Annotated in this window: 8 protein-coding genes and 2 riboswitches; of the genes, 2 read left to right on the top strand and 6 right to left on the bottom strand. The window is 67.1% G+C overall.

What is annotated here, in order from left to right:
* The 6 genes from OJJOAM_RS09700 to gcvT all read right to left on the bottom strand — a co-directional run bounded on the left by OJJOAM_RS09700 (position 1) and on the right by gcvT (position 7828).
* Positions 1–1017 carry an Rpn family recombination-promoting nuclease/putative transposase gene (locus tag OJJOAM_RS09700; protein WP_422647839.1) on the bottom strand — a complete coding sequence of 339 codons (1017 nt, stop codon included), beginning with the start codon at positions 1015–1017 and terminating at the stop codon, positions 1–3.
* 92 nt (positions 1018–1109) lie between these two features.
* The gene (locus OJJOAM_RS09705) at positions 1110–2486 is read right to left on the bottom strand and encodes an L-serine ammonia-lyase (RefSeq protein ID WP_422647840.1); all 1377 of its coding nucleotides are present in this window, start codon (positions 2484–2486) and stop codon (positions 1110–1112) included.
* Between the two features lie 57 nt (positions 2487–2543).
* Entirely contained in the window at positions 2544–3077 is a 534-nt protein-coding gene (locus OJJOAM_RS09710) for a DUF421 domain-containing protein (RefSeq protein WP_422647841.1), read from the bottom strand.
* Between the two features lie 139 nt (positions 3078–3216).
* Complete coding sequence (gene gcvP / locus OJJOAM_RS09715) at positions 3217–6117, bottom strand: aminomethyl-transferring glycine dehydrogenase (RefSeq protein WP_422647842.1); 2901 nt, start codon at positions 6115–6117, stop codon at positions 3217–3219.
* A gap of 95 nt (positions 6118–6212) precedes the next feature.
* The gene (gcvH, locus tag OJJOAM_RS09720; protein ID WP_006576219.1) at positions 6213–6593 is read right to left on the bottom strand and encodes a glycine cleavage system protein GcvH; all 381 of its coding nucleotides are present in this window, start codon (positions 6591–6593) and stop codon (positions 6213–6215) included.
* A gap of 107 nt (positions 6594–6700) precedes the next feature.
* Positions 6701–7828: a glycine cleavage system aminomethyltransferase GcvT gene (gcvT, locus tag OJJOAM_RS09725; RefSeq protein WP_422649557.1), complete on the bottom strand. Its 1128-nt coding sequence runs from the start codon at positions 7826–7828 to the stop codon at positions 6701–6703.
* A 98-nt stretch (positions 7829–7926) separates the two neighbouring features.
* Positions 7927–8073, bottom strand: a riboswitch (glycine riboswitch).
* 21 nt (positions 8074–8094) lie between these two features.
* Positions 8095–8191: riboswitch (glycine riboswitch) on the bottom strand.
* A gap of 231 nt (positions 8192–8422) precedes the next feature.
* Between gcvT and OJJOAM_RS09730 the strand changes: the two genes are divergently transcribed.
* Together OJJOAM_RS09730 and hemN are read left to right on the top strand one after the other, a co-directional pair.
* Positions 8423–10507 carry a UvrD-helicase domain-containing protein gene (locus OJJOAM_RS09730; RefSeq protein WP_422647843.1) on the top strand — a complete coding sequence of 695 codons (2085 nt, stop codon included), beginning with the start codon at positions 8423–8425 and terminating at the stop codon, positions 10505–10507.
* A 416-nt stretch (positions 10508–10923) separates the two neighbouring features.
* A complete protein-coding gene (gene hemN, locus OJJOAM_RS09735; RefSeq protein WP_422647844.1) occupies positions 10924–12405 on the top strand; it encodes an oxygen-independent coproporphyrinogen III oxidase in 1482 nt (493 codons plus the stop codon).
* The last annotated feature ends 40 nt before the right edge of the window (positions 12406–12445 follow it).

Here is a 12445-nt window from a genome sequence, read left to right on the forward strand (position 1 = left end):
CTAGTCTTCGAATACGTCGGCGAGGTGCTGGGCGCTCAGCAGTCTTTCTCCCCAGGCTTCCAATTGTTCAAGCCGGGCGCTGTTCAGCCGGGATTCGAGCTCGGCTGGCAGAGGGCCGAAGCGCTTGGTAAGCAGATTTCGCAGGAGCATGGCCTGACCCTGTTGCAGGCCCTCCTGCAGACCGACCTGCCTGCCCTCCTGCCGGCCTTCTCGCCGGCCTTCCTGCAGTCCTACCTGCCAACCTTCTTGCAGGCCTTCCCGTTTGTAGTTGGCCTTCCACTGTGCAATATTCGTCGACAGCGACATTTCAGCCTCCATCAGGTTGTGTATGTCCGTTAAATCCAAACCGGCCCGGCGATGCCGTGAGCCTACATCCTTCAGCCAACGTACGAAAGTGTCCTCCAGGACCGGGTCGTCGGCCACGCGCAGCCTGATCCAGCGAACCGCTTCGAGCATCGCCGTCTCCGTCACCGCGTTCTCGAAGCGGAACACCGCGGCGACGAGATTGTCCAGCTTGGCCAGTTCCTCGTCGGAGTATCGCCGCGCTTCCACCAGAAGATATTCGCAGCGCGGCTGGCAGCGGCACAAGTCATCCGGCAGCCTGGGCGAGAGATCCGCGATATCGGTCTTTGCCGTCCAACTGCCTTCACCGTTGTAGACCACGATGGGCAGCACCGGCGGCAACTGGCCGTCGTGCAGCATATTCCGTCCACGGATCAGCTCCAGACCGAGCGACGTGACGTAATTCGTCATGCGAATCGCCATATGGCGATCGATGGTGCTCTGGAATTCGATCAGCAGATAGAGGTAGACCCACTCGCCGCCGGCCTTGATGCGCCAGACCATGTCGCTGGCGCGCTGCCGGAAGCGGTCCGTGACGTAGTTGCCCGAGATCCGTTCGAGGGTGTCGAAGTCGAGCGCGCGGACCCACGCGCTGGGCACGAAATCCCGCAGCAGGTCGCGCACGAGATCGGGTGTGGAGAACAACAGCTTGTAGCAGGCATCGTGGCTCGGCATGGCTCGCGCATCGCAGTTGCAGTGCCGGGAGAATGCCGCGCCGATGGGCTGCGAGATTCCACAAAAGTGCGTGCTACTTTAGTGTTCGAGCTTCAGCACTCGACGATATTGACGGCGAGTCCGCCGCGCGCCGTTTCCTTGTATTTGGTCTTCATGTCGGCGCCGGTCTCGCGCATGGTCTTGATCACCGAATCGAGCGAGACATAGTGATTGCCGTCGCCGCGCAAGGCCATGCGCGCGGCGTTGACGGCCTTGACCGAAGCCATCGCATTGCGCTCGATGCAGGGAATCTGCACCAGCCCGCCGACGGGATCGCAGGTCAGCCCCAGGTTGTGCTCCATGCCGATCTCCGCGGCATTCTCGACCTGCTCCGGCGTGCCGCCGAGCACCGCCGCCAGCGCGCCGGCGGCCATCGAACACGCCACGCCAACCTCGCCCTGGCAGCCGACTTCGGCCCCGGAGATCGACGCGTTCAGCTTGTACAGCAGACCGATCGCGCCGGCCGTCAGCAGGAAGTCGATCACGCCACGCTCGTTCGCACCGGGCACGAAGCGATCGTAGTAATGCAGCACGGCCGGAATGATGCCCGCCGCGCCATTGGTCGGCGCCGTCACCACGCGGCCGCCGGCCGCGTTCTCCTCGTTGACGGCCATCGCATAGAGGTTGACCCAATCCATCACCGACAGCGGGTCGGACAGCGTGCGTTCGGCGCGCTCGGTCAGATTGCGGTACAGCTCCGGCGCGCGCCGTTTGACCTTGAACGGGCCCGGCAGCTCGCCATCGGTGCGGCAGCCGCGCGCGACGCAGGCCTGCATCACCTGCCAGATATGCAGCAGGCCGGCGCGCACATCGGCTTCGCTGCGCCAGATGCATTCGTTTTCGAGCATCAGCTGTGCGATCGACTTGCCACTGCTGCTGGCCATGTCGAGCATCGCGCGGCCGCTGCGGAAGGGATGTGGCAGTTGCCGGTCGGCCTCGAGCACCTGCGTGTTGGCCGCGCCCGCGCTGACGACGAAGCCGCCGCCGACCGACAGATAGCGGCCCTCGCGCAGCGTCGCGCCCGCGGCATCGAAGGCATGGAACTTCATGCCGTTCGGATGCTCGGCCAGCGCTTCGCGCCGGTAGAACGCGATATGTTCCTTTTCGACGAAGGGAATCGGATGCTTGCCGAGCAGGGATAGCGTGCGCGAGGCGCGCAGCTCGGCCAGCCTGGCGTCGATGGTGTCAGGATCGATGGTATCGGGCGCCTCGCCGAGCAGCCCGAGAATCACGCCCTTGTCGGTGCCGTGCCCCTTGCCGGTCGCGCCGAGCGAGCCGTACAGCTCGACCCGCACGCTGGCGACCTGCGGCAGCACGCCGTCGCGCTCCAGTCCGTGTGCGAACATGCCGGCCGCACGCATCGGTCCCACCGTATGCGAGCTGGACGGCCCGATGCCGACCTTGAACAGGTCGAATACGCTGACAGCCAATTGGATCTCCTTTCGCGCACCGGACCCGCAAGCGGATCGGCCGCGTCGCCGGCGTTGCTAGACCGGCTTGTCGTCCTCCGGCCGGTGCCACAGCGACACGCCCGGCCCCGGAGGTTCTTCCGGCAGGTCCTTGTGTTTCAGTACGCTGATCGCGCCGTCGTTCTCGAGAATGGCGATATGCACGTCGTCGAGGCTGGTGCAGTTCTCGCGTCGCAGTACCTTCATCAGATCGTCGCTCGTGATCCGGGCGCCGTGCATGACGTCTTCGAAGACCTTGCCGTCGCGAATCAGCAGCTGCGGTTTGCCTTCGACCGCGTATTCGATGGGCCGGCTGCGCCAGCTGAGCCAGCTGACGAGAACGTTGGCGCCGATCAGCGTGGCGGCGAGGATCAGGCCGGCCGACACCGACTTGTCATCGCCGACCATCGCGTTCTGCACGCCTTCGGACAGGATCAGCAGCAGGATCAGATCGAATGGGGTCATCTGTCCGATCTGTCGTTTGCCGCCCAGCCGCATCATCAGCAGCAGGGCGAAGTAGACGATCAGTCCACGGACGATAAATTCCCACCACGGTGCGTTCATCTCCCACATCGACAGTCTCCTTACCGATGGCAGCCCCGGCGCGAACGCCAGAGCCTCAGGCCCGAACGCAGGACCGCGTCCGGGCGGCGATGGTGCCGCCCTGCCGGAATCGCCCGCAGCGCCCGCCGACTGCGAGCTGACTGCCTGCTTACTCCTCGTACGCGCTCATCGGCATGCACGAGCAGAACAGGTTGCGATCGCCGTAGACGTTGTCGGCACGGCCGACCGGCGGCCAGTACTTCTGCGTCCGCAGCGAGGCGACCGGATAGGCGGCTTCCTCACGAGTGTACTTGTGGTTCCACTCGTTGGCAGTGATGACGGCGGCGGTGTGCGGCGCGTTCTTCAGCGGGTTGTCCTCGCGGTCGAAGCTGCCGTCCTCGACACGGGCGATCTCCTTGCGAATGGCGATCATCGCGTCGATGAAGCGGTCCAGCTCGTGCAGCGCCTCGCTCTCGGTCGGCTCGATCATCAGCGTGCCCGGCACCGGGAAGCTCATGGTCGGCGCATGGAAGCCATAGTCCATCAGCCGCTTGGCGACATCCTCGTTGCTGATGCCGGTCGCTTTCTGGATCGGACGCAGATCGAGAATGCACTCGTGCGCGATATGGCCGTTGCCGCCGGTGTACAGCACCGGGTAGTAGTCCGACAGCCGCTTGGCGACGTAGTTGGCCGCCAGGATCGCGTTCTCGGTGGCAGCGGTCAGGCCGCGCGCGCCCATCATCGCGATATACATCCACGAGATCGGCAGGATGCTGGCCGAGCCGTAGGGCGCGGCCGAGATCGCGCCGATGCCGTCGTCCGCGCGGCGATAGCCGCTGCTGGTGTGGTTCGGCAGGAACGGCGCCAGATGCGCGCCCACCGCGACCGGACCGACGCCCGGGCCGCCGCCGCCGTGCGGAATGCAGAAGGTCTTGTGCAGGTTCAGGTGCGACACGTCGCCGCCGAACTGCCCCGGCGCCGCGGTGCCCACCATCGCGTTCATGTTGGCGCCGTCGACATAGACCTGGCCGCCGTGGCTGTGGACGATCTCGCAGATGCGCTGCACGCCTTCCTCGAACACGCCGTGCGTGGACGGGTAGGTGATCATGATCGCGGCGAGGTTCTTGCTGTGCTGCGCGGCCTTCTTCTCCAGATCGGCAAGATCGACGTTGCCATCCTCGTCGCAGGCCACCACGACCACCTGCATGCCGGCCATCTGCGCGGACGCCGGATTGGTGCCGTGCGCCGACGACGGGATCAGGCAGATATTGCGATGGCTTTCGCCGCGGCTCGCGTGGTAGGCGTGGATGATCTGCAGGCCCGCGTATTCGCCCTGCGAGCCGGCATTCGGCTGCAGGCTGACGGCGGCGTAGCCGGTGGCGGCGCACAGCATCGCCTCGAGCTGCGCGATCATCTCGCGGTAGCCGACGGTCTGGTCGTCCGGCGCGAACGGATGGATGCTGGAGAACTCGGGCCAGGTGACCGGAATCATCTCGCTGGTCGCGTTGAGCTTCATCGTGCAGGAGCCCAGCGGGATCATCGTGCGGTCGAGCGCCAGGTCCTTGTCGGCCAGCATGCGCAGATAGCGCAGCATCTCGTGTTCGGCGTGATGCGTGTTGAAGACCGGATGCGTCAGGTAGGCGCTCTGGCGCGACAGCGCGGCCGGATAGCCGTCATCGGCCGCGGCTTCCAGGGCGTCGAAGGCCGGCACCGGCTTGCCCTGCGCGAAGATCTCCCACAGTGCGACCACATCGTCGCGGGTGGTGGTCTCGTCCAGCGAGATGCCGACATGCGCGGCACCGGCGCGGCGCAGATTGATGCCGCGCGCGGCGGCCGCGGCGTGGATCGCCTCGGTGGCGGCGCCGGTCTCGATCGTCAGCGTGTCGAAGAAGGTCGCATTGCTGCGCGCGTAGCCCAGAGCCTGCAGGCCGCCGGCCAGCGTCGCGGTCAGGCGATGCACGCGTTGCGCGATGCGCTTCAGGCCCTGCGGACCGTGGTAGACGGCGTACATCGACGCCATGACCGCCAGCAGCACCTGCGCGGTACAGATGTTCGAGGTCGCCTTCTCGCGGCGGATATGCTGCTCGCGCGTCTGCAGCGCGAGCCGGTAGGCCGGGTTGCCCTGCGCGTCGACGGTGACGCCGACCAGGCGGCCCGGCATCGAGCGCTTGTAGGCGTCCTTCACGGCCATATAGCCGGCGTGCGGGCCGCCGAAGCCGAGCGGCACGCCGAAGCGCTGCGAGTTGCCGACGGCCACGTCGGCGCCCCATTCGCCGGGCGCGGTGAGCAGTGTCAGCGCCAGCAGGTCCGCCGCCGCGACCACCAGGCCGCCGGCCGCGTGCACCGCATCGGCGATCGCGCGGTAGTCCGCCACGTCGCCGTTGACGCCCGGGTATTGCAGCAGCACGCCGAAGGCATGCGCCTGCGCCGCGTCGGCGGCGGGACCGACCTTGACCTCGATGCCGAGCGGCAGCGCACGGGTGCGCACCACTTCGATCGTCTGCGGCAGCACGTCGTCCGCCACATAGAAGGTATTCGACGCGTGCTTGTTCACGCGCTGCAGCAGCGTCATCGCCTCGGCCGCGGCCGTGCCTTCGTCGAGCATCGACGCGTTGGCGATATCGAGGCCGGTCAGGTCGGTGACCATCTGCTGGAAGTTCAGCATCGCTTCGAGGCGGCCCTGCGAGATCTCCGGCTGGTACGGCGTGTAGGCGGTGTACCAGGCCGGGTTCTCGAAGATATTGCGCAGGATCACGCCCGGCGTCAGCGTGTTGTAGTAGCCCTGGCCAATGAAGCTCTTGAACACCTTGTTCTTGCGGGCGATGCCGCGCAGCTTGGCCAGCGCGGCTTCCTCGGTCAGCGGCTCGGTGAATTCGCCCAGCGGCATGCCGTCGCGGCGGCGGATCGCGGCCGGGATGATGGCGTCCATCAGCGCGGCGCGGCTGTCGTAGCCCAGCACCTTCAGCATGTGCTGCTGTTCGGCGGCGTCGGGCCCGATATGGCGGTGGGAGAAGGCGTCGCGAGCTTCGAGTTCGGCCAGCGAAGGGCGAGCGGATTGAGCGGCGTTCATGGGCAGGGGGAGCGTTCATGGCAAGTGACTCGGAGAGGCGGGCCGGGACATGGTGGTCAGCCATGGTCCCCGGCGCCGCGGGCGGGGCGCCGGGCTCAGGCGCCGACGCTGGCCTTGTAGGCGTCGGCCGTCATCAGGCCGTTGACGTCGTCGCCGTTGGCCGGCTTGATCTTGAACAGCCAGGCATCGAAGGCGTTGGCGTTGACGCTCTCGGGCGCGTCCTTGACGGCGTCGTTGACGGCGACCACTTCGCCGGCCACCGGCGCGTAGATGTCCGACGCGGCCTTGACCGATTCGACCACCGCCAGCGCGTCGCCGGCGCCGACCGTCTTGCCGACCTCGGGCAGTTCCAGGAAGACGATGTCGCCGAGCGCATCCTGCGCGTGATCGGTGATGCCGATCGTCAGCGTGCCGTCGGTTTCGACGCGCACCCATTCGTGCGACTCGGTGTACTTCAGGTCAGCGGGGAAATTCATCGAGATTCTCCAATTTCAGATTCTTGTGTCGCGCCGCCGCGTGCCATCGGGATGAAGGGGGCCGCGGGGCGCAGCGTGACCGGGTGGACGATGTCCGATGCGAGCTGTCAGCTCACGAGTGCCTTGCCATTGCGCACAAACGGCAGTTTAACCACAGTCGCAGTCAGTTTGCGGTCGCGGATCAGCACCTGGACTTCGCTGCCGAGCGCCACATCCTTGGGCAGGCGCGCGAAGGCGATCGATTGGGACAGCGTCGGGCTGAAGGTGCCCGAGGTGATCTCGCCCTCGCCGGCGGCGGTCAGCACGGTCTGGTGCGCGCGCAGCACGCCGCCCTTGTCCCGCAGGATCAGGCCGGCGAACTGCTGGCGCTGGCCGTTGGCCACCAGCGCGGCCTTGCCGACGAAATCGCGCTCGCTCTGCAGGTCGACCGTCCAGGCCAGGCCCGCGTCGAGCGGCGAGGTGTGGATGTCCATGTCCTGGCCGTACAGATTCATGCCGGCTTCCAGGCGCAGCGTGTCGCGTGCGCCGAGGCCGGCCGGGCGCACGCCGGCGGCATGCAGCTTTTCCCAGACCGCGGCGACGTTGTCGGCCGGCACCACCAGCTCGAAGCCGTCCTCGCCGGTGTAGCCGGTGCGGGCCACCATGATTTCGCCGATGGCGGCGTCCTGCACCACCATCGCGTTGAAGGGCTTGAGCGCTTCGCTGGGCTGGGTCGACGGGAATGCGCTCCAGACCTTGGCGCGCGCATTCGGGCCCTGCACGGCGACGATCGCCAGCGGGGTCGCGCCATCGGGAGCGTTATCGGTACGGCGCGGGGTGATCGTCACGCCGGCGCCGGTGTCGGCATTGCGCTGGCGGATCCAGTCGATATCGCCGGTCGCGGTGCTGGCGTTGACCACCAGGCGGAAGCGGTCCTCGGCGAAGAAGTAGACGATCAGGTCGTCGATCACGCCGCCGTTCGGGTCGAGCATGCAGGAATACAGCGCCTTGCCCGGGGTTTGCAGCTTGTCGACGTTGTTGGCGAGCAGTTCGCGCAGGAAGGCGCGGGTATTGGGACCGGTGAGGTCGACGACGCACATGTGCGAGACGTCGAACATGCCCGCATCGCTGCGCACCGCGTGGTGCTCCTCGATCTGCGAGCCGTAGTTGACCGGCATGTCCCATCCGCCGAAATCGACCATGCGGGCGCCGAGGGCGCGGTGGATGGCGTTGAGGGGCGTGGCCTGGAGCGTCATGAATTCCTCGGAGCGTGGCATCGTTCGGTCCGGCGCGCGCGGCGCGCCAAACAAAAAGGGTCATCCGTCGCGCGGCTCGGTGCGAACCGTCGCGACGGATGACCCCCTCTGTCCTCGATACCTGAGAGATTACGGCCCGGCTTGCCGTCCTCGTCGGACTGACCGGCCTCGCCGTGCGCCCCTTCGGTGGACACGCTCATCATCCAGCTAATGAATGACGGGTGTCGCTCTCCAGAGTTCGGCATACATCGTGTGCATACTGCATGCCGATCCGCCCGGTCCATGGTGCCTGAGAGTTTTCGGGTGATTCCCCTTCGGCGGCGCGAATGACGATACAGTCGCGCGCTCTCCCGGACGGATGGCGCGACTCTAACCGCAGCCCTGGCGGCTGTCAACGCGAGAGCGGCGCGTTGCAGGAGTCGGTTTCCGGGTCTCGGCCGGCCCCGCCCCCGTGTTAACATCGCCGGCTTCGACCCGTTCGCGACCCACTTGCGACCCACTCGCGACCCGTCCTCCAACGCGTCGCGCCCGCGGGCCGCGCCCTTTGCGATGCGGTCCGACCTCCCGCTGTACCCGACCTCCGATCCCCGACCGATGACCCACGGACTGAACGCCGCCCAATCCGAAGCCGTCCGCTATCTGGACGGCCCCTGCCTGGTGCTCGCCGGCGCCGGCTCGGGCAAGACCCGGGTGATCACGCAAAAGATCGCGCATCTGATCGAGGACAAGGGCTTCGAGCCCCGCCATATCGCCGCGGTGACCTTCACCAACAAGGCCGCCAAGGAGATGCAGGAGCGGATCGCCAAGCTGATGGAGGGCAAGACCCGCGACGGCAAGCGCATCCCGCTGCGCCAGCTGACCGTCTGTACCTTCCATTCGCTCGGCGTGCAGATCCTGCGCGCCGAGGCGGAGCACCTGGGCCTGAAGCCCCAGTTCTCGATCATGGACGCCGACGACTGCTTCGGCCTGATCCAGGAACAGCTGGCGACCACCGACAAGAAGCTGATCCGCAGCGTGCAGAGCACGATCTCGCTGTGGAAGAACGGCATGGTCGATCCGGAGACCGCGATTGCCGAGGCCCTTGATGCCGACCAGCACCAGGCCGCGCTGATCTACCGCAACTACGTCGCCACGCTGGCGGCCTACCAGGCGGTCGACTTCGACGACCTGATCCGCCTGCCGGCCGAGCTGTTCGCGCGTGACGAAACCGTGCGGCTCAAGTGGCAGAACCGGCTGCGCTACTTCCTGGTCGACGAATACCAGGACACCAACGCCTGCCAGTACCAGCTGCTGAAGCTGCTGGCCGGCGGCTCGCATCTGCGCGCGCCGGCCTTCACCGCGGTCGGCGACGACGACCAGGCGATCTACGGCTGGCGCGGCGCCACGCTGGACAACCTGCGCCTGCTGCAGACCGACTTTCCGAACCTGAAGGTCATCAAGCTGGAGCAGAACTACCGCTCCACGGTGCGCATCCTGCAGGCGGCCAACGCGGTGATCGCCAACAACCCCAAGCTGTTCGACAAGACACTGTGGAGCGAGCACGGCATGGGCGATCCCATCTCCGTGACGCAGATGAACGACGAGGAGCACGAGGCCGAGTCGGTGGTGTTCAAGCTGTCGGCGCACAAGTTCGAGCGGCGCGCGCAGTTCCGCGACTACGCGATCCTTTATCGCGGCAACCACCAGGCGCGGCTGTTCGAACAGATCCTGCGCCGCGAGCGCATCCCTTACGTGCTGTCGGGCGGGCAGAGCTTCTTCGACAAGGCCGAGATCAAGGACATCTGCGCCTACCTGCGGCTGATCGCCAATCCCGACGACGATCCCGCCTTCATCCGCGCGGTCACCACGCCGCGACGCGGCGTCGGGAATACCACGCTGGAGGTGCTGGGCACCTTCGCCGGCCAGGCCAAGGTCTCGCTGTTCGAGGCCGCGATGATGGGTGGCATCGAAGGCAAGCTGCAGCCGCGCCAGCTCGAGCCGCTGCGTACCTTCTGCGAGGCGATGGTGCGGCTGGCGGACCGCGCCGCGCGCGATCCGGCCACCGAGGTGCTCGACGACCTGATGGAAGGCATCCACTACGAGGCCTATCTGTACGACACCTTCGACGAGCGCCAGGCCCAGGCCAAATGGACCAATACGCTGGAGTTCCTCGACTGGCTCAAGCGCAAGGGCACCAAGCCGGAGGCCCCCGATGGCGAGGCGACGGGCTTCGACACCGCCGACGGTTTCGGCGAAGAGGGCAAGAACCTGCTGGAGCTGACGCAGACCGTCGCGCTGATGAGCATGCTCGAAGGCCGCGAGGAAGATCCCGACGCGGTGCGGCTGTCGACGCTGCACGCGTCCAAGGGCCTGGAATATCCGCATGTGTTCCTGGTCGGCGTGGAGGAGGGCATCCTGCCGCATTGCCGCGAGGACGAGGACCTGAGCGACGAGAAGATCGAGGAGGAGCGCCGCCTGATGTATGTCGGCATCACGCGCGCGCAGCGCAGCCTGCATATCAGCTGGTGCAAGAAGCGCAAGCGCGCGCGCGACACCTACTCGTGCCAGCCGTCGCGCTTCATCGGCGAGATGAAGCTCGAGGAGGCTCCGGCGCCGAAGGACGAGACGCCGGCGATGAGCCCGAAGGACCGGCTGGCGGGGCTGAAGGCGCTGCTCGGCACCAAGGCCGCCACCGGCTGAAGCGGCTTGGGCGGCTGAGGGGCCTGAGGCGGCTGAGGCGCAGCGCCGGGTAGGCCCGTCCCTTCGTATCGGCGTCGATACAAGGCAGCCAGGGGCCTGCAACATCCGGCTGCTACGGTGGCGGATCGCCCATCGTACTTTGAGGGCGCAGGCGCGTGGCGCCGAAGCGCCGAGAGAACAGCCGAATCGCCGGCCCTTGATGTCGATCAAGTCCGGCGCAGGCTGGCTTGGCTAGCATCGAAGCGGATTCCTCAGAAGGCCGCCGATGGCAACGACCGCTCCCCATTTCGCTTCCGAAGTCGCTTCCGAAGCCGTTCCCGAAGTCCCTGCCGAAACCGCTTCCCCCAGCCGCTCGGCATGCCGTCATCCGCCGCGGCGATCTCGCCGATTTCCGCGCGCTTGCGGAACGCATCGACGTGAACGGGCCGCGCTACACCTCGTACCCGACCGCCGACCGCTTCGATGCGGGGTTCGGCGACGACGCGTATCTGTCCGCGCTGGACGACTGCCGGGCAGGGGGCGCCGACGCGCCGCTGTCGCTCTATCTGCATATCCCCTTCTGCGAGAACATCTGCTACTACTGCGGCTGCAACAAGATCATCACGCGCGACCACGGCCGCAGCGCGCGCTACGTCCGTTACCTGGCGCGCGAGATGGCGCTGGTGGCGAATCGCCTGGGCGAGCGCCGGCCCGTCGTGCAATCGCACTGGGGCGGCGGTACGCCGACCTTCCTCGATCCCGCCGAAATGCGGCAGGTCATGGCCGCGCTGCATCGGCACTTCGATCTGCGGCCGGACGGCGAGCACTCGATCGAGATCGATCCCCGCCGCGTCGACGACGAACGGATGGCGCTGCTGGCCGAACTCGGCTTCAACCGCGTCAGCCTCGGCGTGCAGGACTTCGATCCCGAGGTCCAGGCCGCAATCCATCGCGTGCAGCCGGTGCAGGACACGCGCAGGGTGGTCGCCGCTTCCCGGCGGCTCGGCTTCCTGTCGATCAGCATGGACCTGATCTACGGCCTGCCGCACCAGACGGCGGCCCGCTTCGGCGCCACCATCGAGCGCGTGCTGGAGATGCGGCCCGACCGCCTGTCGCTGTACAGCTACGCGCATCTGCCGCATGTCTTCAAGCCGCAGCGTCGGATCGACGAGGCCGCGATGCCGTCGGCCGGCGAAAAGCTGGACATCCTGGTCTCGGCCATCGAGCGGCTGACCGCGGCCGGCTATGTCTATATCGGCATGGATCACTTCGCGCTGCCCGACGACGCGCTCGCCCGCGCCCAGCGCGACGGACGGCTGCAGCGCAATTTCCAGGGCTATGCCACGCATGCCGGCCACGACCAGCTCGGCTTCGGCATCTCGGCGATCGGCGCGGTGGCCGGCCGCTACGTGCAGAACGCCCGCACGCTGGACGCGTACTACGGCGCGCTCGACGCCGGCAGGCTGCCCGTGCTGCGTGGCCACGCCTGTGACGCCGACGATCGGCTGCGCAAGGACATCATCGGCGCGCTGATGTGCCATGGCGAATTGGATACGGCCGAGGTCGCGCGGCGGCACGGCATCGACTTCGACGCCGAGTTCGCCGCCGAGCGGGCGGAACTTGCGTCGCTGGCCGCGCAGGGGCTGGTACGGCTATCCGATGCGCGGATCGAGGTGACGCCGTTGGGCCGCCTGCTCGTGCGGCGCGTGGCCATGGTGTTCGATCGCTATCTGCGGGACGATCGGGCGGCCACCGCACAGCCGGATTCGGATCGCTTGTCCGGTCCGCTTTCGGGTTCCAATACCGATCCCGTTGCGGATCGCGATCCGGAAAAGGCGGTGGCGCACCCGCTGCAGCGGATGCCGTCGACATCCCGCCCCGGCGCGGTACCCACTGCCCGGTACTCGCGCGTGGTCTAGCGCGCCGGAGCGCCGGACGTAAAAAAGCCAGCGGGATGCC

The organism is Cupriavidus sp. H18C1 (assembly GCF_049311595.1).
Classification (GTDB): Bacteria; Pseudomonadota; Gammaproteobacteria; order Burkholderiales; family Burkholderiaceae; genus Cupriavidus; species Cupriavidus cauae.

Coding starts and splice junctions, on each gene's coding strand:
- OJJOAM_RS09700 (WP_422647839.1), bottom strand. CDS start 1,017: ATGCCGAGCCACGATGCCTGCTACAAGCTGTTGTTCTCCACACCCGAT.
- OJJOAM_RS09710 (WP_422647841.1), bottom strand. CDS start 3,077: ATGTGGGAGATGAACGCACCGTGGTGGGAATTTATCGTCCGTGGACTG.
- gcvP (WP_422647842.1), bottom strand. CDS start 6,117: ATGAACGCCGCTCAATCCGCTCGCCCTTCGCTGGCCGAACTCGAAGCT.
- gcvH (WP_006576219.1), bottom strand. CDS start 6,593: ATGAATTTCCCCGCTGACCTGAAGTACACCGAGTCGCACGAATGGGTG.
- gcvT (WP_422649557.1), bottom strand. CDS start 7,828: ATGACGCTCCAGGCCACGCCCCTCAACGCCATCCACCGCGCCCTCGGC.
- OJJOAM_RS09730 (WP_422647843.1), top strand. CDS start 8,423: ATGACCCACGGACTGAACGCCGCCCAATCCGAAGCCGTCCGCTATCTG.